This is a genomic window from Ruegeria sp. HKCCD6157 (assembly GCF_013110685.1).
In the GTDB taxonomy this organism is placed as follows: Bacteria; Pseudomonadota; Alphaproteobacteria; order Rhodobacterales; family Rhodobacteraceae; genus Ruegeria.
The window spans coordinates 213,987-235,240 of sequence record NZ_WVRB01000004.1; the positions used below are offsets into that span (position 1 = coordinate 213,987).

The window sequence follows — 21,254 nt, forward strand, 5'->3', positions numbered from 1 at the left end:
GTCAGGTGTTGAACAGGAAATGCATCACGTCGCCATCCTTGACGATATAGCTTTTCCCCTCGGCCCGCATCTTGCCTGCCTCTTTCGCCCCCTGCTCGCCGTTGCAGGCGATGAAGTCGTCATAGGCGATGGTCTCGGCGCGGATGAATCCCTTTTCGAAATCACCATGAATGACACCAGCCGCCTGCGGTGCAGCGGTGCCGGTGCGGATGGTCCAGGCGCGGGCCTCTTTCGGGCCGACCGTAAAATAGGTTTCCAGTTTCAGCAGGTCGTACCCGGCACGGATCAGACGGTCGAGGCCGGGTTCTTCCAGACCCATTTCCTCAAGGAACATCTGTGCCTCGTCCGCTTCAAGCAGGCTGATCTCTTCTTCGATCTTGGCGCTGATGATGACGTGAGAGTTGCCTTGGGCGGCAGCCATCTCGGCAACTTTCGCCGAGTATTCGTTGCCTTCAGCGGCTTCTTCCTCGGACACGTTGCAAACATAAAGAACCGGCTTGGTGGTCAGCAGCTGCAACATCTTCCAGGCCTTGGCGTCCTCGTCCGAAACCTCGACCAGTCGTGCAGGTTTGCCGCTCTCCAGCATCTTTTGCGCTTCGGCAAGCAGGCGGTCCTGCTGTTGGGCCTCTTTGTCATTGCCTTTCAGCTTGCGCACCAGGTTGGCACGGCGCTTTTCGATGCTTTCCAGATCGGCCAGCATCAGCTCGGTCTCGATGGTCTCGGCGTCGGCCACAGGATCGATGCGGCCTTCAACATGGGTCACGTCGCCATCTTCGAAACAGCGCAAGACATGGGCGATGGCATCGACCTCGCGAATATTTGCCAGAAACTGGTTCCCCAGACCCTCGCCTTTCGAGGCCCCCTCCACCAGACCGGCGATATCCACGAATGTCATGCGCGTCGGGATGATCTGTTTTGACGACGCGATTGCCGCCAACTTGTCGAGCCGCTCATCCGGCACGGCCACATCGCCGACATTGGGCTCAATCGTGCAGAACGGGAAGTTCGCGGCTTGCGCGGCAGCGGTTTTGGTCAACGCATTGAACAGGGTCGACTTGCCCACGTTTGGCAGACCCACGATTCCCATCTTAAAGCCCATAACGGCCTCCTGCATAGAATACGAACGCAGCTTCTATGCAGGTCCGCATCAATGCGCAAGTGATTGCCGGGCGACTTTGTTTGAGTCCCTTCGGCCACATCACGAAATTGTTCTCAAATCGTGTTCTTGTCGGTCCTGAAAAACGAAGGGTAGGATGAACAATTAACATAGCGCGACCAAATTAGATGGCAGAATATAATGGAAAAACTACTTCTTGCAGCCGTACTGACGGTCTCTACACTTGCTACAGCCCAAGCTCAGACGGTTGTTTTTGGTGCCGGGTATTCAGATTTTTCCGAGGCGACGTCCGAAGATCAGGCACTGATCGCTCTCGAGTACCATCACACTCCTTTTCACCAGGCAACTCGGTTCAGTGCTGGCTGGGGTGCTGCGTTTTCTGTGGACGAAGACGGGGATACGCATATCGGTGTGGGGCTGGTCGGACTGTATTCTCTGGGTGAGCGCTGGTTCGTCGAAGGCAGTGTCATGCCGGGGTACTTCAATGCCAGCAACGACCAGAACGACCTGGGCGGAGACTTTCAGATCCGCAGCCTTTTGGGTCTTGGATATAACCTGAACAACGGCAACAGAATGTCATTTGCGATCACGCACAAATCGAACGCCAGCACCAATGATGAGAACCCTGGTGTAAACGCGGTTCTGCTGCGGTACCATCTGGGCTTCTGAGCTATTCCTGCGTTGGCGGGATTGATTTTCGGTCAAAGTTTCTGCACACGGGTCCAAACCCGATTGCAAGGACATCCGATGACCCGTATCGACGCTAAGTTTGCCGCCCTGAAAGCCGAAGGAAAGAAGGCTTTTGTTGCCTATGTGATGGCAGGGGACCCAGACTATGACACCTCGCTCGACGTGGTCAAAGGCCTGCCCGGCGCGGGTGTGGACATCATCGAACTTGGTTTGCCCTTCACTGATCCGATGGCGGATGGCCCCACAATTCAGGCGGCGGGCCAACGCGCGCTGGACGGCGGGATGACGTTGCAGCGCACATTGGATCTGGCGCGCGCGTTCAGGGAAACAGATGACACGACACCAATTGTCCTGATGGGGTACTACAACCCGATTTACAGCCGGGGTGTCGAGGCCTTTCTGGCCGATGCCAAAGATGCCGGTATTGACGGGCTGATCGTTGTCGATCTGCCGCCCGAGGAAGACGAAGAGCTTTGCCTGCCTGCGCAGGCGGCCGGGCTGAACTTCATTCGTCTTGCAACACCTACCACGGATGACCAGCGCTTGCCGCGCGTTCTGCAAAACACCTCGGGCTTCGTGTACTACGTCTCAATCACTGGCATCACCGGCGCGGCCGAGGCGCAGGCAACGGATGTGGCCCCCGAGGTTGCCCGCATCAAGGCCGCTACCGAGCTGCCGGTGATCGTGGGCTTTGGCATCAATACGCCCGAGAAATCCCGCAATATCGCGTCCGTGGCAGATGGTGCCGTAGTCGGATCGGCGATCGTCAGCCAGATCGGTGCAGGCAAACCGGTCGAGGAAGTTCTGGATTTTGTAAAGTCCCTGTCGGATGGCGCTCATAGCGCCTGATCCGGCAGATAACACAACACACTCGAAAGCCTGCCGCAGACTGTTCTGGGGCAGGCTTTTTTGACTGCCCGCCGCCGGGCCAGATCATTGCAGGCTTTGACATGCATTGGTAAGGAAAACGAACCAGTAAGTTCGGAGGTCTGAGTCATGCCTGTGATAACCAATATTGAAGACCTCAGGCGCATTTACGAGCGTCGCGTGCCGCGGATGTTCTACGACTACGCTGAAAGCGGCAGTTGGACGGAACAAACATTCCGCGAAAACAGTTCCGATTTTGAAAAGATCCGCCTGCGTCAGCGGGTTGCCGTTGATATGTCCGGGCGTTCAACTGCCTCGGAAATGATCGGCCAGAAGGTGTCGATGCCGGTCGCGTTGGCCCCGGTCGGGTTAACGGGGATGCAGCATGCGGACGGAGAGATGAAGGCCGCCAAAGCCGCAGAGGATTTTGGTGTTCCCTTTACCCTTTCCACAATGTCGATCAACTCGATCGAAGACGTGGCCGAGCACACCGATAAGCCGTTCTGGTTTCAGCTCTACACGATGAAGGACGCTGACTATGTCAGCCGTCTGATCCAGCGGGCCACGGACGCCGGGTGTTCGGCGCTGGTGATTACGTTGGATCTGCAGATTCTGGGCCAACGGCACAAAGACCTGAAGAACGGCCTGTCCGCACCCCCCAAGCTGACCGCGAAGACCATCGCGAACCTGATGACCAAATGGGCCTGGGGCATTGAAATGCTGCGGGCCAAGCGGCGCGAGTTCGGCAATATAGTGGGACATGTGCAAGGTATCTCGGACGCGTCTTCACTGGGGGCATGGACCGCTGAACAGTTCGACCCCACCCTCGACTGGAGTAAAGTCGAAAAACTGATGGAACAATGGGGCGGAAAGGTGATCCTGAAAGGGATACTCGACGCGGAAGATGCCAAAATGGCTGCCAAGCTGGGAGCGGATGCCATTGTCGTGTCGAACCATGGCGGGCGTCAGCTGGATGGTGCGCTCAGCTCGATCCGGGTATTGCCCGAAATCATGGACGCTGTCAGCAATGATGTCGAAGTGCACCTGGACAGTGGTATCCGCTCGGGTCAGGACGTGCTCAAGGCATTGGCGCTGGGGGCCAGGGGGACGTATATCGGACGCGCATTCGTTTATGGGCTGGGCGCCATGGGTCAGAAAGGCGTCACCACCGCGTTGGAAGTGATTCAGAAGGAACTTGATACAACAATGGCGCTGTGCGGTGAAAAAACCGTTAGCGCACTGGGGGCGCAAAATCTTCTGGTACCAGAAGATTTTGGTGGTCGCTGGCAAGGCTGAGCCCGCGGGAGATTTGGGGCTCTGCCCCCGCCGCCCGTTCCGGGCGTCTCCCCCGGGATATTTGTGGCCAGATGAAGCAGCGGACCCTTCACTGATCTGGCGAAGAACACTTCGGAGCGCGCGGCTGAGCCCCACAAAACGGCAAGCTGTGAATTACCCCTTTCCAAACCGGATGAATCGAGATAAGGACGCGGCTTCACGCGGGTATACAGCCTTGGAGGATACCCGCCCTAACATTGGAGAATTATCATGGCTGGAGAGATTCCTGATCTCGTAGCTCTGGAACGGACGGGGACAGGCAAGGGCGCCGCTCGCAAAACTCGCCGCGAAGGCATGGTTCCGGGCGTAGTGTTTGGCGGCGACAAAGATCCGCTGCCGATTCAGATTCCGTTCAACGAACTGTTCAAGCGCCTGAAGGCCGGTCGCTTCAAGTCGACCCTGTGGAACCTGAAGGTCGAAGGCCATGAAGACGTTCGCGTCATCTGCCGCGACGTTCAGCGCGATGTCGTCAAAGACCTGCCGACACACTTGGACCTGATGCGCCTGCGCCGGACCACCAAGATCGCGCTGTACATTCCGGTTGAATTCATCAACGAAGATGAAGCCCCCGGCATCAAGAAGGGCGGCGTGCTGACCGTTGTCCGCCCGGAAGTCGAGCTGTTGTGCACCGCAGGTGACATTCCTGAGAAGATCACCGTTGATGTGGCCGGAATGAACATCAACGACGTTGTCACCATTTCGTCGGTTGAACTGCCCAAAGGCACCAAGCCGACCATCGACCGCGACTTCGTGATCGCAAACGTCTCGGCACCGACCGGTCTGTCGACAAGCGACGACGAAGAAGGTGAAGAAGCAGAAGTTGCAGTCGACGAAGTCGAAGTCGTCGGCAAAGAAGAAGAATAAATCCGGATCAAACGTCTGGATTTTGAAACGGGGTTCTGACGAGCCCCGTTTTTTTATGGCCAAGACGCGCGGCGCTGGCTGGATTTCCATGGCAATTCCGGGCATCACATAGCCTCGAGGCTACAAAGGCGGAGCTTGGTAATGAAACTCTTTGTCGGATTGGGAAACCCGGGGCAGAAATACGCCCGGAACCGGCACAACATCGGGTTCATGGCTGTGGAGCGGATTGCGGAAGATCATGGGTTTGGCCCGTGGAAATCCAAGTTTCAGGGCGAAATCTCGGAAGGACGGTTAGGGTCTGAAAAAATCCTTTTGCTGAAACCGCAGACCTTCATGAACCGGTCCGGTCAATCCGTGGGTGAAGCGATGCGTTTCTACAAGCTCGCGTCCACAGATGTAGTCGTGTTCCATGACGAGTTGGACCTCGCCCCGGGCAAAGTGCGGGTAAAGGCGGGCGGCGGACACGCTGGGCATAATGGTCTGCGTTCGATTCACGACCATATAGGCGCAGCCTATGACCGTGTCCGGCTTGGGATCGGACATCCGGGCCGCAAGGAAATGGTCTCGGCTTATGTCCTGAGCGACTTTGCGAAATCCGAGAGTGACTGGCTGGACGACGTTCTTCGGGGGGTTTCGGACGGCGCGCCCCATCTGGCGCGGGATGATGGTGGAAAATTCATGAACGCGGTGGCCCTGCGCACTGCTCCGCCCCGGTCGTCCAAGACGACCGCTCCGAAAGCTGAAACCGCAACAAAGGCACCACCGAAGCCACCGGCCGACCAACGGTCGGCCATGCAGAAACTGTTGGACAAGTTCAAATAGCGCCCCGCCCTCTTTCCGTTACGTCGGCGTTGCGAAAGCGGGATGTCCGCGTTCCAATACACGCAAACAAGGGAGGCTATGCGATGCGGTCCATACTGAAGTGGGTTCTGCGCATTGTGCTGGCGCTGGCTCTGGCCGCCGCTGCCGTTGGGCTTTGGAAACGCGAAGAATTACAGCGCCTGATGGCGGTGAACTCTCTGTTTGCCGAGGACAAGATCGTTCACAACTTTTCGCATATGGATGAAGCCTTTCTGACCGTTGATCTGCCGCGTGGAAACGCCCCGACATGGGAATTGCCCTACGGCGAAGGTTTCGATCTTCCGGAAGGCACCGACACTTGGATCAATGAACGCTCGGTCACTTCTTTGCTTATCATGCAGAACGGCAAGATCCGGTTCGAGGAATACTATCTGGGCACCGGTTCCGATGATCGTCGGATTTCGTGGTCAGTGGCAAAAAGTTATCTGTCGGCGCTTTTCGGCATTCTCCTGCAAGAGGGCGCAATCGATTCATTGGATGATCCCGTCGTCAAATACGCCCCCAAACTTGCAGGCAGCGCATATGACAGGGCGACAATTCGGAACGTTCTGAACATGGCCAGCGGCGTCACGTTTGACGAAGATTATCTGGACCCGAAATCTGACATCAACAGGATGGGCCGTGTGATTGCCCTGGGCGGTGAACTGGACGATTTTGCAGCCTCATTGCAGGACAGTTTCGCGCCCCCCAGTGAAACTTGGCAATACGTTTCCATAGACACGCATGTATTGGGCATGGTGATACGCGGGGCGACCGGTCGCAGTGTCGCGGATCTTTTGACGGAAAAAATCCTTCAGCCCCTGGGCCTTGAGCGGGACGGGTATTATGTCACTGACGGCGCCGGTGTCGCATTTGTTCTGGGCGGATTGAATTTCACGACACGTGACTTTGCACGGTTCGGGCAAATGATCCTGCAAGATGGGGAATTGAACGGCCGGCAAGTGGTGCCCGCCGACTGGATATTCAAGGCAACTCAACCCAGCGCCCCGACCGCTCAGGGGAAGATTGGATATGGGTACCAGTGGTGGATCCCGCGCGGCGCCCATGAGGGAGAGTTTCTGGCCCGGGGCGTGTATGGGCAATACATCTATTTCAACCAACCTCGCGGCGTTCTGATTGTGTCTACCGGCGCTGATCGGAAATTCCGCGACACTGGCGTAAACGACCAGAATATCGAAATGTTCCGCAAGATCGCAGAAAGCCTGTAAGGTGTGTTCATGCAGAAGCAAGAAAGTATCAATGTACTCGGCGGCGTTCTGGCGCCCTGCTCACGCAATCCTCTGACCGGGTTCTTTCGGGATGGTGCGTGCAATACCTGCCCCGAGGATCAGGGCAGCCATACCGTATGTGCCGTGATGACGGCCGAGTTTCTGGCATTCTCGAAATACGTCGGCAATGATCTGAGCACGGCTCGGCCCGAGTTCGATTTCCCGGGCCTCAAGCCCGGTGACAGCTGGTGTCTGTGTGCCGGCCGGTTCCTACAGGCCCATGACGAAGGATGCGCCCCAAAGGTTCACCTGGAGGCGACCCATCAACGCGCGCTCGAGATTGTGCCGCTTGATATCTTGCTTCAGAACAAGGCGAATGCCTAGACAGCCATTGCGCCTGGGGCGAGACCTGATCCACGATCCAGTTTCGCCCCAATGTCAGAATGCCATTTGCCAGATCAGGCTGATGCTGTAGTTTTCGAAACCGCTTTCACCGATGCCATCGTAGAACACGTTTGCTGCAAGCAAGCTGTTGTTTTCCAACCGATAGTCGAGGCCCAGATCCGCACGGGCACGAGCGGTGTCGCCAATCGGTGTCACGCCCGGGGCGGTGCCGGTACCCGAAGTCGTGCTCCAAATCCCAGAAAGCCCGCCCGTCAGCATCATCTCTCCTCGTGACACTTGCAACGGGTGGCTGAAATCCACACCCAACCGTGCCGTCGTCAAACTGAAATCCTGCTGTGGAATCAGATTACCCAGGCTGTCGGTATAAGCTTTCTGATCGTCACTGGCATAGCTTACGTCCAGCAAAGGCATCAATGTCAGGGCGCCACGCTTTATCTCACCTGTCACGCGCGACTGGACCAGCCAACGGTCACTGTCGAAACTGTCCTCGTAGGTGCCAAACGGAGAGATGTTGTTGTCGGCTTGGCCATAAAGTACGCGCCCCTCAAGAAACACCGGATGATTGGGCAATTTTGCCACCACATAAGGACCAACCAGCCAGCCCGTACCGTCCACGCTGGCCGGGCCGTTTTCCGTTTCGGCATAGTCGAACTGAAGCATGGCACCGATCAATAGGTTCGAATTGATCTGGCGATGAGCCCCGACAACAGCCAGTGCATAGGAGTTGTCATAATCATCCTGTGAACTCCAGTTGCCGGTCACACTGAACCAGACGGGGCGCGCCGGATCACTGGCGAAATTCAGATACCCCGAGCCCTGCGTAACCGAAGCGTCCAGAACACCCGACCCCGAACGTTGCAGAAACTGGGTCAGTTTCGGCTGGTTCGACACAAGGCTGTTGGCCCGGGCGTTCTGGAACGCCTGAATCTGACGTTGAGCATTTGTCACGGCCTGAAGCGTGCTGACCCTGTTTGATTCAAGGTTCAGATTCCCAGCCGCGTCCGAGAACACCCCTGCCGGAATGAAAAGCTCGATGGTGCCGTTGTTCTGGGGCGTCAAAGTGGCGACATAGCTGGTGCCGGACCCGGTCAGAGTGGCCGTTGCATTGGTGACGGACAGGTCGCCCACGGTGAAATCGGTGCTTGGTTCGCTCAGCGCAATGGTTGCTTGAAACGTTCCGCTGCCGGTCGGCGTCAAGGCCCCGATCGTTGCAGTTGGCTGTGTCGTATCCACCAGAACGCGTGTGTTGACGATTTGGGTGTTCGTTACACCGGACAACGCGATCTCATAGCGGTAAAGTGGCCCGCCGACGGTTTCGCGCGCGGTGAACGTAATCCCCATATACCCGTCTGCCGCATATGTGGAATCCGCGCCATCCTGACTGAGAATGGTTGCGCCGATATAGCCCAGGGAGGCAAGGCCTGCGGGCGTGATCGCACTCTGGTTCAGAATGCCGTTGTTGAAATAGAAACTGCCGCCGGGAACCTGCCCCGACCCCCCCAGCGAAACAAAGGCCGTGCCGGTAAATGGGATATTGTTGAAAAAGATGCTTCCCCCGTTCGGCGTCGGAACCGAGGTTATGATGAAGCCGCCACCAAGAGCCGCACCCTCTTTCGCGCTTCCGATCATGAGTGCTGAAATCAGAAAACAGAGGCACAACAGCCTCGAAATAACGGACCTGACCATTTTACCTCCTACAACACCGCGAGGGCGCTAAACACCAGGGCGCCCGGGCAAAGATACTGTGCCCCGAACCACGTCATCCATTGTCCCATCCATTGCAGAGACGTCCCCTGAACCGGCCGCAACTACGCCAGTTACCCAATAGTTAATTCAAATTGGAGACACTGTATAGAATTGGAAGCAACTCAACTTTGGCGTGCGGGCCACATGGCCATGCATAAACCGCAAGGCAATGGTGAAAAATGCCGGAAAGCGCTTCGAGGCACGTTGTTTTCAGGGAGTCTTCTCGGCAAGACGTCACAACAAGCCGTGACTTTGCAAGTCACGTGTTCAAAATGTGCCGGTTACAAATTCTCAGCTTTGACGGGATATTCGCAACAATCACTGGCAAAGATTGCAACTGGCATCCATCGGGAAACAAATGCGCCGACAATGAATGATCCGGGTCTCCCAGAAACCGGCGATTCCTCCGGCTTCTGTGTTGTCCTCACATGCGCCTTGGCGACGACTTTTTTTGCAGGGCAACCTGCTTTCGGTGGAGATGTCACATGTTTGACTACCCTGCCCGGCCCGACTTGGAAATTCAGGACGTTTTGCCTTGAAAATAGTGCTTTCAGGACCGCTTGAGCCAAGGACGCCATAACAGAGCAACCGGGACATGCCGCCCCGGTTCACACTCAGTCCGCCGTACGGCCTTCGGTGTCTGACATATCGAAGTTCAGATATTTGGCTACGGTCTGAACGTCCTTGTCTCCGCGGCCGCACATATTCATGCAGATCAGGTGATCCTTGGGCAATTCCGGTGCGATCTTCATCACATGGGCCAAAGCGTGGCTTGGTTCCAGCGCCGGGATGATCCCCTCGGTTGCGCAGCACAGCTGGAACGCCTCGAGCGCTTCCTTGTCGGTGATCGAGACGTAATTCGCGCGTCCAATTTCGTGCAGCCAGGAATGCTCGGGCCCGATGCCCGGATAGTCCAGCCCGGCCGAGATCGAATAGCCTTCAAGAATCTGGCCATCGTCATCCTGCAACAGATAGGTCCGGTTGCCGTGCAGCACGCCCGGCCGACCGCCGGTCAGCGAGGCGCAATGCTCCATTTTCTCGTTCACACCTTTTCCGCCCGCCTCGACGCCTATGATGTTGACGTCCTTGTCGTCGAGGAAGGGATAGAACAGACCCATCGCGTTCGAACCGCCGCCGATTGCCGCGATGATCGTATCCGGCAAACGGCCTTCAGCCTTCATCATCTGCTCTTTCGCTTCCTTGCCGATGATCGACTGGAAATCGCGGACCATTGCCGGATAGGGGTGCGGTCCAGCCACGGTGCCGATGCAGTAGAACGTGTCGCGCACATTAGTCACCCAGTCGCGCAGCGCGTCATTCATCGCATCCTTGAGCGTCCCTCGACCCGAGGTCACAGGGATCACTTCCGCGCCCAGCAAACGCATCCGAAACACGTTCGGGGCCTGACGCTGCACGTCATGCGCGCCCATGTAGACGATACATTTCAGACCAAACTTGGCGCAGACAGTGGCGGTGGCCACGCCGTGCTGCCCTGCCCCGGTTTCAGCAATGATCCGGGTCTTGCCCATACGCCGCGCCAAAATGATCTGACCCAGCACGTTGTTGATCTTGTGCGCGCCGGTGTGGTTCAGCTCGTCACGTTTCAGATAGATCTTGGCACCACCCAGATGCTCGGTCAGGCGTTCCGCGAAATACAGCGGCGAAGGTCGACCCACATAGTTTGCCCACAGGTCATCCATCTCGGCCCAGAATGTCGGATCATCCTTGGCCTTGTTGTATTCCTCTTCCAGCGACAGGATCAGCGGCATCAGAGTTTCACTGACAAAACGCCCGCCGAAGATGCCGAAACGTCCCTGTTCGTCAGGGCCGGACATGAAGGAATTGAAAAGATCGTTGGCCATGGGTGTCTCCCTCGTCGTATCTGTTGTTCATAGGTGGTGGCAGCGGGATTTGCCATGGGCAAAACGCATCATTCCACAACCTGAGTGTTTTGACGCCAGACCTGAATCGCCTGTTCCGGCGAGGGCACACCAATGCACGGAAAATGATGAAACCTGTTCACATCCGCCAAACGATCGGCCGCCAACACGGCACGCCTGTGGGGGCCGGATTGGGAAAATGTCAGCATTGCTTCGATGTCTTGCCAGACACTGAACGAAAAATAGATGCCATCCCGCCTGAACAAGTCAGCGTGCAGGCACAATGGGTCGCCTTGCGCCTGCCGACAGGCCTGTCCCGCGCGCCAGAAAAACTCCGGTGCATGGTACCAATGCTTCAAGGAAACGCCCCCGATTGCTGCGAGCATGCTCAAACCCTCTGTTTCGAGGGATACGCAGCAAGATCTTTATCAGATCACCTGAGTGCCGATGCAAAGTCGCGGATCAGGGCCGCATCTTTCACGCCCGGCGCGCTTTCGACACCGGATGACACATCCACCTGCCGGGCACCTGTCATCCGGACTGCTTCGGCAACGTTCAGGGGTGTCAGGCCACCGGCCAGCATCCAGGGTCGCCGCCAGTATTTCCGTCCGGCCAACAGCCGCCAGTCAAAAGCCAACCCGTTGCCGCCCGGCAATTCAGCCTCTCTGGGCGGTTTCGCATCGATCAGCAGTTGATCGGCCACCTCCGAGTAAAGATCGATGGCCGCCAGATCCTCGGCCTCGGCCACTCCTATGGCTTTCATCACCGGCAAACCAAATCGCTCGCGAATTTCGGAAACCCGTTCGGGCAATTCCTTGCCATGCAGTTGAAGCATATCAAGCGGTACAGTCGAAACGATGCCGTCCAATTCTTCGTCAGTGGCATTCACCACCAAAGCCACCTTGGCAACGCCAACTGGGACCAGATGCGCCAGTTCTGCGGCCCGCGAAACATCCAGATTGCGTGGCGATTTCGGAAAGAAAACGAACCCAACATAGCCTGCCCCGGCGTCTGCCGCAGCGCGCACGTGATCCGGTGCGGTCAGACCGCAGATTTTGAACCGAACATCAGGCATAGCGGTCAGGCTCAGCTCGCCTCATCCAGAATGGCGAGTACGTCGTCCTTGCCTTCGTTTTGCTTTTTCTTGAGTTTCTTGACTTCGCGCTCAAGCTTGCGCACTTCGGTTTTCTTCACTGACGCGTCGCGGCGGTGCTTGTGTTCCCGCAGCCATTCCCACAGGAAACCAATAACCAATCCTGCTGCAACACCCCCTAAAACCACCAGAAACAGCGGCAGTGACGCGCTGAGGTTAAAACCCAGAAGCTCGGCCAGAGCATCCGGCATCAGTTTCAGTTCAACGGACTGAACATTGGCAAGAGACACGGAAATCAGGATGATCCCGAGAGCCGCCAGAAAAGCATATCGAAGGTAACGCATCATGGTGTCAGGCTTTACCGTTCAATCGATCCCTGAGCAACTTGCCAGTTTTGAAAAACGGTACACATTTTTCTTCGACCTGCACTGTCTCGCCCGTGCGCGGGTTGCGCCCAACACGTGCGTCGCGTTTTTTTACGGAAAAGGCACCAAAGCCCCGCAGTTCGACACGGTCACCGCGCGCCATGGCATCTGTGACTTCTTCGAATACGGTGTTCACGATCCGCTCGACATCACGCTGATAGAGATGTGGGTTTTCGTCAGCGATTTTCTGAATCAATTCTGAACGGATCATGCGTGATACCCTCCCAGGCAGCCGGTGTGACAGGTCTACTGTTTTGACAGTATAGGAAAAAACCCGGAAGGGGGGAACGGATACTCTGAGTTTTGAGGCTTTATTTTGCCACATTCTCGCGCGAAATTTTATCTGTCAGGCCAATTTCCACACTTAATGCGCGATCAATCCCCTTATTAACCCTGCGGTTCGGAACATATTGATTCGCAACAAAAACGGCCCCGCACTGTCGTGCGGAGCCGAAATTCATGCTTGGGATACTACCTTGGCTCAGTCGCCGGATTTCAACGCTGCACCCAGGATATCGCCCAGCGATGCGCCCGAATCGGAAGAACCGTACTGTTCCACGGCCTCTTTCTCTTCGGCGATCTCGCGCGCCTTGATCGACAGGCCCAGACGACGGGTCTTGCTGTCGACGTTGGTGACGCGGACGTCGACCTTGTCACCGACCGAGAAACGCTCGGGGCGCTGTTCGGCACGATCACGCGACAGATCCGAACGACGGATGAACGACTTCATGCCTTCGTATTCGACCTCGATGCCGCCATCTTCGATCGCGGTGACTTCGACAGTGATCACCGAGCCACGCTTCACGCCACCCACGGCTTCGGCGAACTTGTCACCGCCCAGGGCTTTGATCGACAGCGAGATACGCTCTTTTTCGACGTCAACTTCCGAGACAACCGCCTGAACGACATCGCCCTTGCGGTAGTTCTGGATCGCATCCTCGCCACGCTCGTCCCAGGACAGGTCGGACAGGTGAACCATGCCGTCGATGTCGCCTTCGAGGCCAATGAACAGACCGAATTCGGTGATGTTCTTGACTTCGCCTTCGACCTCGGTGCCCTCGGGGTGGGTTTCTGCAAACACTTCCCACGGGTTGCGCTGAGTCTGCTTCAGGCCCAGAGACACGCGACGCTTGGCGCCGTCGATTTCCAGAACCATGACGTCGACTTCCTGGCTGGTCGAAACGATCTTGCCGGGGTGGACGTTTTTCTTGGTCCAGGACATCTCGGACACGTGCACCAGACCTTCGACACCGGCTTCCAGCTCGACGAACGCGCCGTAGTCGGTGATGTTGGTAACGCGACCCTGATGGACCGAGCCCAGCGGGTACTTGGCAGCAACCAGATCCCACGGATCTTCCTGCAGCTGCTTCATGCCCAGGCTGATGCGGTGGGTCTCTTTGTTGATCTTGATGACCTGAACCTTGATGGTTTCGCCGATCGTCAGGATCTCGGATGGGTGGTTCACACGGCGCCATGCCATGTCGGTGACGTGCAGCAGGCCGTCAACGCCGCCCAGGTCAACGAATGCACCGTACTCAGTGATGTTCTTGACAACACCCTCGACGGTCTGACCTTCGGACAGGTTGCCGATGACTTCGGCGCGCTGTTCGGCACGCGATTCTTCCAGGATGGCGCGGCGCGACACAACGATGTTGCCACGGCGGCGGTCCATTTTCAGGATCTGGAACGGCTGCTTCAGACCCATCAGCGGGCCGGCGTCGCGCACGGGGCGAACGTCAACCTGCGAGCCGGGCAGGAACGCAACTGCGCCACCCAGATCGACGGTGAAGCCACCCTTGACGCGACCAAAGATTGCACCTTCGACGCGCTGGTCGTCGGCATATGCCTTTTCCAGACGGTCCCATGCCTCTTCACGGCGGGCCATTTCGCGCGAGATGACGGCTTCGCCACGGGCGTTTTCTGCGGCACGCAGGTAAACTTCGACCTCGTCACCAACAGCGATTTCAGGGGCTTCGCCGGGATTTGCGAATTCTTTCAGATCAACGCGGCCTTCCATTTTGTAGCCTACGTCGATGATGGCTTGGCCGGCTTCGATCGCCAGAACCTTGCCTTTGACAACAGACCCCTCTTCGGGCGTGTCCATTTCGAAGCTTTCATTCAGGAGGGCTTCGAATTCCTCCATGGATGCGTTAGCCATGTGGCGTTGTTTTCCTTTACAATACGTTTTTGCTGGCCGAGCGGTTGTCTCCGCCGGTCTTGTTTCATGATGTCTTCAGGCGTGATCCGGTGCGCCCCTGAGCAAACAAACACAAAGGGCCGAGGTAACCCGGCCCTGCTCAGAAACGTCATCCGGACGTTGACCGCCCTTGTATCGACAGCGCGCGTATAGGCGGATTCCCCGGTATGTGCAAGGGCAAAGCCCATATTTTCAAGGTTTGGCGGCTCTGTACCCAGGCGCGTTGCCGGTTTTGAAGGTCCAAACCCCGGCATCGCGCCGCAGCATGGCCTGTTCAATTGCGTCCAGTCGCATCAACGCTGCGGAAGGGTTGCGCGCGCCTCCGGCCCGGTTCCAGATTTTTTGCGCAGAAACGGGGCTCCACGGCAAGCTTGCCGAGGCCAACCACTGGCGCAGCCCTGACGGCAGAGAGTCGTAGACCTGCATAGGCGCCGCCTGTCGTCTCCGACGTTTGAGGGTGCTCCGCAAATTCCGGCCCCTTGTTTGCCCTTGTTTCTTGTGTAGTTGCAATACGGTCGCCTTTCGCAATATGTACGTAATTACATTACATAATAACAAGGCAGACGGAAGTAAAAAAGACGGGGAATTTGCGCCCCGCCTTTCCTGCAAACATTCCCTGCGCGACGGGCAGGAAGCAGTCAGAACAGTTGCAGATCCTTTTTACCGCTTTGGATTTCAGCAAAGTTCGGCATGTTTTCGATGACAACAGGGGCTGGCGCCGTGCCCGGCATCGCCACTGTAGGCTTCATTGCTGCCGCCATTCCAAAGGCAGGTTGATCAAGTTCCCCCCGGATATCGCGCAACAGTGTTTTGTGATCCGGCATGGATTTAACGATCTTCGCCAGATCCATTTTCGCGTTCTTCATACCCTGGAACCAAATCGGTTTCTTCAACGGTCGAAGACGATCACGGATGCCTGAACCATAGCCCGTATCATAAACCTGTTTGCCCAAAAGAACGGTCTGATAAACGCGGCTGTCAAACAAAGTGGCGAACTCGATATCGTGGTCCATCGGCAGGCGATACTGCCACAAGTCAAGATTTTCGGCCAACCGATCCGGTATCTTCATCTCGGTGCGCGCATCGATCCAGTATTGGTCATCGGTACGGTTGCCCAACCGATAGTGCAAACAGATGAATTCCAGAACCTCATTATAGAGCTTGTCCATCTGTCGATTGTATCTGTCCCTCAGCGAAGGCTCGATGTCTCGCGTGGGCAAATGCTCGGCGAACCAGCGTATCGCATGGTCAATCATATGGATCGCCGTGCTTTCCAGCGGCTCAATGAACCCGCCGGACAGGCCTATGGCCACGCAATTCTTGACCCAGGCATTGCGCACGCGACCGACGCGCATCGGGATCACGCGCGGTGTCAAACCCTTGCCGCTGTCACCCAGCCACTCAAGGTATTCGTCCGCCGCCTGGTCATCCGTGCGGTGTGCCGACGAATAGACATATCCTGTGCCCACACGGTTAAAAAGCGGCACGCGCCACGTCCAGCCTGCGCCCAAGGCAGTGGATCTGGTGGCGCTTTCGATCTTGTCAGGATCCGGATGATCGATCTGCAACGCCATGGCCCGATCATTGGGCAGGTAGTCAGAGTAATCCAAAAATGGCTCGCCAAGTGCCTTGTTGATGATCAGCCCACGAAACCCGGTGCAATCCACGACCATCTCGATGTCATGGCGGCCTTTTGCCTCGAGCATGAGATGACTGACATTGCCCTGTTCATCCAGTTCAACCGTTTGCACCTCATCCCGGATATGCTCCACTCCGCGCTTCGTGCAGACCCTGGTCAGCATGCCTGCAAACTTTACGGCATCCAGATGATAGGCATAACCAAACCGTTGTTCGAATTCCGGCTGCCCCAACTGACGCGCGCCCTTGCACAAACGGGCCAGATCATCATGCGGCGATATGGACTGCGTGAAATCCCTGTCGCCATTGCCGAAGCGCAGGAAATACTCGGCGGCCTCCAGCCCCTCAAGCATCTGGCCGTGCGCAAAGGGGTTCATGTAGTCGATGCGATTGCCCTTGGCGTCATTGTTCCAATTGCAGAACTTCACACCCAGCTTGAAGGACGCGTTGGTCTCGCGGAAGAAACTCCGCTCTGAAATACCCGCCTGACGCAGCGTGACAGGCATCCGCGGAACCGTGGCTTCACCCACCCCCACGGTCGAGATGTTCGGGCTTTCGATCAGGCAGATTTGCGGTCGATCCTTGGGCGCTGACGTGCGGGAAAACACCATGTCCAGGATCAGCGCGGTCATCCATCCAGCCGTACCGCCACCCACGATGGTGATTTTGTTCAAACGATTGTTCATGTAGTTTTGTCCCTGTTGGCTTGGGAATTTTTTGCTGCGCCCCTGCTTTTTTGCGGGTTGTGTCGCAGCTTTCCCTTTTCGCTGGGAAGAAACTATAACAGCTTTCCTGAATCCATCTAGGGTCTATGACGCACCGGCCTGAAGGCCCGTCCGTGCAACGTCGGCCAATCAGCTGGCGTCACGCCAGTCCCATATTCACGATGCAGTCAGATCTCTTCGCCTTTCTTCAGCAGTTCCTCAATCAACTCACGTTGCAGATCGGTGCTGTCGCCGCCTCCGAACTCTGCCGCGCCGCCGGAATACAGGGTGCCATATGTCCTGGCGATGTTCACAGTCTGGGCCAGCCCCGAGATCAGCTGGTCTTTTTCCAAAAGGGACAATGGGTGGATAAACGCAGCCCACAAGGTGCCATTGGCAATCGCATAACGGGCATCCAGCGTGCTGTCGAAATTGGCCTGCATCATTCGGATCAAGTCTTCCTCCGACAGCGCCTCGGCGCTGCGGATCGGGACCATGGCCCGCATCCGATCCGCATTGGTGTCGGTGATGACCAAAACCTCCACCCCTGCAATCGTCAATTGAAACCCGGGGCCGCTCGGCTCTGCTTCGGGGTCAAGCGCGAAAAGAATGTTGCCCAGCCGTTCATACGTCATCGGCGGCTCGGCTTCGGGTGGGCTTTGCACGGGCTCTTGCGCGGCAAGGCTTCGGGCAATGAAAACAAGGATGAGGGCTAATCGGATCATGATGGCACTCCTGCGGGCATTCTTTCAGCATAGGTACGCAAAACCACACTGACCAAACAAAGCTTGGTGAACGCACCTTCTGGACATTCAGATACTTGTACGATCTGCAACATCTGATGGCCTATCTGCGATTACACGTCCAGCTTTCATCCCCTAACTATGTTTCACCGGTCGACGATCCGATCGACCCGAACCCAGAACCAAGAGGAAACGTGCAATGAAAACTATCGTCTTCACCGCCCTGGCAGCCGCCATCGCCCTGTCCACTCCGGCTTTTGCCGCGGACGAAATCAACGTGTCGAACGGCATCTCAGCCGCAGGTGCCCCGCTTGCCGCACATGGGGTCGATCTGGTTGCTTTGGTCAATGATGGCAACCCGGTCGAAGGCTTCGCCACCCACTCGGCAACCTATGACGGCGCGTCCTATTACTTCACCACCGCCGCCAACCTCGAGGCGTTCGAAGCAAACCCGGAGGCCTACTTGCCGCAGCATGGTGGGTTCTGTTCATTCGGCGTATCGGTCGGCAAGAAGTTCGACGGAGACCCGGATCAGTACCTGGTTGCAGATGGAAAACTGTACCTGTTCCTGAACGCCGAAACCCGCGCGGCCTTCCTGAAGGACGTTCCCGCCACCGCAAAAACGGCGGACGAACAGTGGGCCAATATCAAGAGCATCGCCGTAGGCAAGCTGTAAATGCCGCCCCTGCCTGCGACGTCAGCGCGTCGCGGGCAGTTTTGCGCTGATGATTTCAAGCGCTTTGGCCAATGCAGCCTCGATACTGAGGTCTGTCGTGTCCAGTTGCACTGCATCCTCAGCTGGCTTCATCGGCGCAGCGCTGCGCTCTGCGTCGCGTGCATCCCGCTCTTTGACATCTGCCAGAACCTGTTCGCGCGTCACGTCAGCACCTTTTGCGCTAAGCTCCAGAAACCGGCGTTCGGCTCGCACCTCTGGGCTGGCCGTTACAAACAGCTTCACCTCGGCATTGGGACAAATCACCGTCCCGATGTCGCGCCCATCCAAGACGGCCCCGCCCGAACTTCGGGCAAAGGCGCGCTGAAAATCCACCAAGGCGGCGCGAACCTCGGGGATCACCGCCACTTTGGATGCGGCCTTCGCGATTTCAGCCGTGCGCAGATCACCCTGCTCAAGCTCTTCGGCGGTCAGGGCCTGCGCTGCTTCAAGCGCGCCAAACCCTTCAAGAGTACGCCGCCCAACGGCGCGATACAGCAAGCCGGTGTCCAGATGCGCGAACCCGAAATGCGCCGCAACGGCCTTGGAGATCGTGCCCTTGCCCGCAGCCGCAGGTCCGTCAATGGCGACAGTGAAGCTCACCTGCGCTCTACCTTTGCACCAAGCAACGCCATCAACGGTTCAAAAATCGGGAAGGATGTCGCGATCGGACTACCATCATCCACGCTTACCGGGTTCTGCGCGCCCATGCCCATCACCATGAAGGACATGGCAATGCGGTGATCCAGGAAGCTTTCGCACGTCCCGCCGCCCGGAACCTTGCCGATACCCAACCCTTCGACCGACCACCAGTCGTCACCCTCGTTGACCGTGACGCCGTTGGCGCGCAGACCGCGTGCCATGGCATCGATGCGGTCGCTTTCCTTCACCCGGAGTTCCTTCACTCCGCCCATCATCGTGGTGCCCGTGGCGTTTGCGGCAACCACGGACAAAACGGGGTATTCGTCGATCATCGAGGCCGCGCGTTCAGGCGGTACGTCAATACCCTTCATGTCTGGCGAGTATTTCGCGCGCAGATCGGCAACCGGCTCGCCGCCCTCTTCGCGCTCGTTTTCATAGGTCAGGTCGGCGCCCATCTCGCGCAGCGTCGTGAACAGGCCCGCGCGCGTGGGGTTCAGGCCGATACCCGGCACCAGAACGTCCGAACCGGGCGTGATCAGCGCCGCGCAAACCGGGAAGGCCGCGCTGGACGGGTCGCGTGGAACGGCGATGACTTGCGGCTTCAATTCCGGGCGCCCCGTCAAAGTGATGACCCGGCCTTCAACAGTGTCTTCCACGGTAATTTCGGCACCGAAACCGGACAACATCCGCTCGGAATGATCGCGAGTTGCCTCTTTCTCGATAACCACGGTTTTACCGGGGGCATTCAGCCCCGCAAGCAGAACCGCTGATTTCACCTGCGCCGAGGGCACCGGAACTTCGTACCGGACCGGAGTCGGGTCTGCCGCACCGACGATCGTCATGGGCAAACGCCCCCCCGAGCGGCCAACGGCCTGCGCACCAAACAACGCAAGCGGATCCGTTACCCGCGCCATGGGGCGTTTGTTCAGGCTGGCATCGCCGGTAAAGGTTGCCGTAATCGGCGAGGTCGCCATGGCACCCATGATCAGCCGGACTCCGGTGCCGGAATTGCCGCAGTCAATCACCTGATCCGGTTCGGCAAACCCGCCCACGCCCACGCCATGCACGGTCCATTCGCCGCCGCCATGATCTGTGACTTCTGCCCCGAAGGCCCGCATTGCCTTTGCGGTGTCCAAGACGTCCTCACCTTCGAGCAACCCCGAGATCCTGGTCTCGCCCACAGCCATCGCGCCAAGGATCAACGACCGGTGCGAAATCGACTTGTCGCCCGGCACCTCTGCCGTGCCGGTCAGCGGGCCGCAGGGATGCGAAGTCATCGAGATGGGCGTTCCGTGTCCGGACATGGGGGCTCCTTTTGCGCTATCAGTGCTCAAGCCGATTAGCGAATTGGCACCGGTTGGTCCAGCGGCAATCAGTCATTGCGGCGGAAGGTCAGGTAATGGGGCGTGCGACCTTCACGCAAGGCTTTCTGCTCGTAGCGTGTGGAAATCCAGTCGTCCCACGGCTCGCGCCAATCTGCGGGGCGCTCGGCCAGCCACTCGAACCCGGCGCGGGGGACTTCCTCGAGTGTCTGCCGCACATAGTCGGGGATGTCCGTGGCGACTCGGAAGATCGATCCAGGCTTCAAGACCTTTGCCAAGGGTTCAAGATGTTCCGGCGTCACGAAACGGCGACGATGATGCCGGGTTTTGGGCCACGGGTCAGGATACAGAAGGAAGGCGCGCGATATGCTGGCCTCTGGCAGCACGTCGAACAGGTCTCGGGCATCGCCGGGATGCACAGCAAGGTTATCAACCCCCGCCTGCCGAATTTTGCCCAGCAGCATGGCAACACCGTTGATATAGGGCTCGGCCCCGATGATGCCGATGTCGGGGTTGCTTTGCGCCTGATGAACCAGGTGTTCGCCACCGCCAAAGCCGACTTCCAGCCAGACCGGCTTGCCGCCGAACAACGCGTTCAGGTCCAACGGCCTGCGTTCGGGGTTTGTATCCCAATCCACCGCACCGGGCGACAAAGCCGCCAGATCTTCGTTCAGATAGGTCTTTTGGCTGGGCTTCAGGGTCTTGCCCTTGAAGCGGCCATAGAAGTTTCTGCGCGGGCGTTGTGGGGTCTCGGTGCTCATGGCGGTCGCCATACTGCGCGCCAGAGAACGTTGCAAGGGCGCGC

At 57.6% G+C, this 21,254-nt stretch carries 22 protein-coding genes; 8 read left to right on the top strand and 14 right to left on the bottom strand.

The window, feature by feature from the left end:
• Position 1 precedes the first annotated feature (1 nt).
• Positions 2–1,099, bottom strand: coding sequence for a redox-regulated ATPase YchF (gene ychF / locus GS612_RS14650; RefSeq protein WP_171641303.1), 1,098 nt, complete (start codon positions 1,097–1,099; stop codon positions 2–4).
• A gap of 198 nt (positions 1,100–1,297) precedes the next feature.
• Between ychF and GS612_RS14655 the strand changes: the two genes are divergently transcribed.
• The 7 genes from GS612_RS14655 (at position 1,298) to GS612_RS14685 (ending at position 7,326) form a co-directional block, all read left to right on the top strand.
• Positions 1,298–1,786 carry an acyloxyacyl hydrolase gene (locus tag GS612_RS14655; protein WP_171641305.1) on the top strand — a complete coding sequence of 163 codons (489 nt, stop codon included), beginning with the start codon at positions 1,298–1,300 and terminating at the stop codon, positions 1,784–1,786.
• Between the two features lie 78 nt (positions 1,787–1,864).
• Positions 1,865–2,656: a tryptophan synthase subunit alpha gene (trpA, locus tag GS612_RS14660; RefSeq protein WP_171117431.1), complete on the top strand. Its 792-nt coding sequence runs from the start codon at positions 1,865–1,867 to the stop codon at positions 2,654–2,656.
• 147 nt (positions 2,657–2,803) lie between these two features.
• Positions 2,804–3,970: an alpha-hydroxy acid oxidase gene (locus GS612_RS14665; RefSeq protein WP_171641307.1), complete on the top strand. Its 1,167-nt coding sequence runs from the start codon at positions 2,804–2,806 to the stop codon at positions 3,968–3,970.
• Between the two features lie 249 nt (positions 3,971–4,219).
• Positions 4,220–4,873 (top strand): 50S ribosomal protein L25/general stress protein Ctc, encoded by a 654-nt coding sequence (locus GS612_RS14670; protein ID WP_152457184.1) that lies wholly within the window; start codon positions 4,220–4,222, stop codon positions 4,871–4,873.
• A gap of 141 nt (positions 4,874–5,014) precedes the next feature.
• Positions 5,015–5,695 carry an aminoacyl-tRNA hydrolase gene (pth, locus tag GS612_RS14675; RefSeq protein ID WP_171641309.1) on the top strand — a complete coding sequence of 227 codons (681 nt, stop codon included), beginning with the start codon at positions 5,015–5,017 and terminating at the stop codon, positions 5,693–5,695.
• Positions 5,696–5,778: 83 nt separating this feature from the next.
• Complete coding sequence (locus GS612_RS14680; RefSeq protein WP_171641311.1) at positions 5,779–6,942, top strand: serine hydrolase; 1,164 nt, start codon at positions 5,779–5,781, stop codon at positions 6,940–6,942.
• Between the two features lie 9 nt (positions 6,943–6,951).
• Positions 6,952–7,326 carry a DUF2237 family protein gene (locus GS612_RS14685; RefSeq protein ID WP_171641313.1) on the top strand — a complete coding sequence of 125 codons (375 nt, stop codon included), beginning with the start codon at positions 6,952–6,954 and terminating at the stop codon, positions 7,324–7,326.
• Between the two features lie 54 nt (positions 7,327–7,380).
• Here the strand turns inward: GS612_RS14685 and GS612_RS14690 are convergent, their stop codons facing one another.
• The 10 genes from GS612_RS14690 to GS612_RS14740 all read right to left on the bottom strand — a co-directional run bounded on the left by GS612_RS14690 (position 7,381) and on the right by GS612_RS14740 (position 17,755).
• A complete protein-coding gene (locus GS612_RS14690; RefSeq protein WP_216603607.1) occupies positions 7,381–9,033 on the bottom strand; it encodes an Ig-like domain-containing protein in 1,653 nt (550 codons plus the stop codon).
• A gap of 674 nt (positions 9,034–9,707) precedes the next feature.
• Positions 9,708–10,955: a tryptophan synthase subunit beta gene (gene trpB / locus GS612_RS14700; RefSeq protein WP_171170912.1), complete on the bottom strand. Its 1,248-nt coding sequence runs from the start codon at positions 10,953–10,955 to the stop codon at positions 9,708–9,710.
• Between the two features lie 68 nt (positions 10,956–11,023).
• The gene (locus GS612_RS14705) at positions 11,024–11,359 is read right to left on the bottom strand and encodes a hypothetical protein (protein ID WP_171641319.1); all 336 of its coding nucleotides are present in this window, start codon (positions 11,357–11,359) and stop codon (positions 11,024–11,026) included.
• A 47-nt stretch (positions 11,360–11,406) separates the two neighbouring features.
• A complete protein-coding gene (locus GS612_RS14710) occupies positions 11,407–12,048 on the bottom strand; it encodes a phosphoribosylanthranilate isomerase (protein ID WP_171641322.1) in 642 nt (213 codons plus the stop codon).
• A gap of 11 nt (positions 12,049–12,059) precedes the next feature.
• Positions 12,060–12,410, bottom strand: a complete 351-nt coding sequence (locus GS612_RS14715; protein ID WP_171641324.1) for a lipopolysaccharide assembly LapA domain-containing protein — start codon at positions 12,408–12,410, stop codon at positions 12,060–12,062.
• A gap of 7 nt (positions 12,411–12,417) precedes the next feature.
• Positions 12,418–12,702 carry an integration host factor subunit beta gene (gene ihfB, locus GS612_RS14720; RefSeq protein ID WP_050603110.1) on the bottom strand — a complete coding sequence of 95 codons (285 nt, stop codon included), beginning with the start codon at positions 12,700–12,702 and terminating at the stop codon, positions 12,418–12,420.
• 270 nt (positions 12,703–12,972) lie between these two features.
• Positions 12,973–14,649 carry a 30S ribosomal protein S1 gene (rpsA, locus tag GS612_RS14725; protein WP_068337749.1) on the bottom strand — a complete coding sequence of 559 codons (1,677 nt, stop codon included), beginning with the start codon at positions 14,647–14,649 and terminating at the stop codon, positions 12,973–12,975.
• 231 nt (positions 14,650–14,880) lie between these two features.
• The gene (locus GS612_RS14730; protein ID WP_371809352.1) at positions 14,881–15,297 is read right to left on the bottom strand and encodes a DUF6525 family protein; all 417 of its coding nucleotides are present in this window, start codon (positions 15,295–15,297) and stop codon (positions 14,881–14,883) included.
• A gap of 29 nt (positions 15,298–15,326) precedes the next feature.
• Complete coding sequence (locus GS612_RS14735; RefSeq protein ID WP_171641328.1) at positions 15,327–17,012, bottom strand: tryptophan halogenase family protein; 1,686 nt, start codon at positions 17,010–17,012, stop codon at positions 15,327–15,329.
• Between the two features lie 206 nt (positions 17,013–17,218).
• Complete coding sequence (locus tag GS612_RS14740) at positions 17,219–17,755, bottom strand: hypothetical protein (protein WP_171330066.1); 537 nt, start codon at positions 17,753–17,755, stop codon at positions 17,219–17,221.
• A gap of 217 nt (positions 17,756–17,972) precedes the next feature.
• Here GS612_RS14740 and GS612_RS14745 point away from each other — a divergent pair, with 217 nt between their 5' ends.
• Positions 17,973–18,449: a YHS domain-containing (seleno)protein gene (locus GS612_RS14745; RefSeq protein ID WP_171641330.1), complete on the top strand. Its 477-nt coding sequence runs from the start codon at positions 17,973–17,975 to the stop codon at positions 18,447–18,449.
• 21 nt (positions 18,450–18,470) lie between these two features.
• On the opposite strand, the gene cmk is transcribed toward GS612_RS14745, so the two are convergent.
• The 3 genes from cmk to trmB form a co-directional block, all read right to left on the bottom strand.
• Positions 18,471–19,088 carry a (d)CMP kinase gene (cmk, locus tag GS612_RS14750; protein ID WP_171641332.1) on the bottom strand — a complete coding sequence of 206 codons (618 nt, stop codon included), beginning with the start codon at positions 19,086–19,088 and terminating at the stop codon, positions 18,471–18,473.
• Positions 19,085–20,431, bottom strand: coding sequence for a 3-phosphoshikimate 1-carboxyvinyltransferase (gene aroA / locus GS612_RS14755; protein WP_171641334.1), 1,347 nt, complete (start codon positions 20,429–20,431; stop codon positions 19,085–19,087). The genes cmk and aroA overlap by 4 nt, the downstream gene beginning before the upstream one ends.
• A 68-nt stretch (positions 20,432–20,499) precedes the next feature.
• Positions 20,500–21,210, bottom strand: coding sequence for a tRNA (guanosine(46)-N7)-methyltransferase TrmB (gene trmB, locus GS612_RS14760; RefSeq protein ID WP_171641336.1), 711 nt, complete (start codon positions 21,208–21,210; stop codon positions 20,500–20,502).
• Positions 21,211–21,254: the final 44 nt, after the last annotated feature.

Coding starts and splice junctions, on each gene's coding strand:
- ychF (WP_171641303.1), bottom strand. CDS start 1,099: ATGGGCTTTAAGATGGGAATCGTGGGTCTGCCAAACGTGGGCAAGTCG.
- GS612_RS14655 (WP_171641305.1), top strand. CDS start 1,298: ATGGAAAAACTACTTCTTGCAGCCGTACTGACGGTCTCTACACTTGCT.
- trpA (WP_171117431.1), top strand. CDS start 1,865: ATGACCCGTATCGACGCTAAGTTTGCCGCCCTGAAAGCCGAAGGAAAG.
- GS612_RS14665 (WP_171641307.1), top strand. CDS start 2,804: ATGCCTGTGATAACCAATATTGAAGACCTCAGGCGCATTTACGAGCGT.
- GS612_RS14670 (WP_152457184.1), top strand. CDS start 4,220: ATGGCTGGAGAGATTCCTGATCTCGTAGCTCTGGAACGGACGGGGACA.
- pth (WP_171641309.1), top strand. CDS start 5,015: ATGAAACTCTTTGTCGGATTGGGAAACCCGGGGCAGAAATACGCCCGG.
- GS612_RS14680 (WP_171641311.1), top strand. CDS start 5,779: ATGCGGTCCATACTGAAGTGGGTTCTGCGCATTGTGCTGGCGCTGGCT.
- GS612_RS14685 (WP_171641313.1), top strand. CDS start 6,952: ATGCAGAAGCAAGAAAGTATCAATGTACTCGGCGGCGTTCTGGCGCCC.
- GS612_RS14690 (WP_216603607.1), bottom strand. CDS start 9,033: ATGGTCAGGTCCGTTATTTCGAGGCTGTTGTGCCTCTGTTTTCTGATT.
- trpB (WP_171170912.1), bottom strand. CDS start 10,955: ATGGCCAACGATCTTTTCAATTCCTTCATGTCCGGCCCTGACGAACAG.
- GS612_RS14705 (WP_171641319.1), bottom strand. CDS start 11,359: ATGCTCGCAGCAATCGGGGGCGTTTCCTTGAAGCATTGGTACCATGCA.
- GS612_RS14710 (WP_171641322.1), bottom strand. CDS start 12,048: ATGCCTGATGTTCGGTTCAAAATCTGCGGTCTGACCGCACCGGATCAC.
- GS612_RS14715 (WP_171641324.1), bottom strand. CDS start 12,410: ATGCGTTACCTTCGATATGCTTTTCTGGCGGCTCTCGGGATCATCCTG.
- ihfB (WP_050603110.1), bottom strand. CDS start 12,702: ATGATCCGTTCAGAATTGATTCAGAAAATCGCTGACGAAAACCCACAT.
- rpsA (WP_068337749.1), bottom strand. CDS start 14,649: ATGGCTAACGCATCCATGGAGGAATTCGAAGCCCTCCTGAATGAAAGC.
- GS612_RS14735 (WP_171641328.1), bottom strand. CDS start 17,012: ATGAACAATCGTTTGAACAAAATCACCATCGTGGGTGGCGGTACGGCT.
- GS612_RS14740 (WP_171330066.1), bottom strand. CDS start 17,755: ATGATCCGATTAGCCCTCATCCTTGTTTTCATTGCCCGAAGCCTTGCC.
- GS612_RS14745 (WP_171641330.1), top strand. CDS start 17,973: ATGAAAACTATCGTCTTCACCGCCCTGGCAGCCGCCATCGCCCTGTCC.
- aroA (WP_171641334.1), bottom strand. CDS start 20,431: ATGTCCGGACACGGAACGCCCATCTCGATGACTTCGCATCCCTGCGGC.
- trmB (WP_171641336.1), bottom strand. CDS start 21,210: ATGAGCACCGAGACCCCACAACGCCCGCGCAGAAACTTCTATGGCCGC.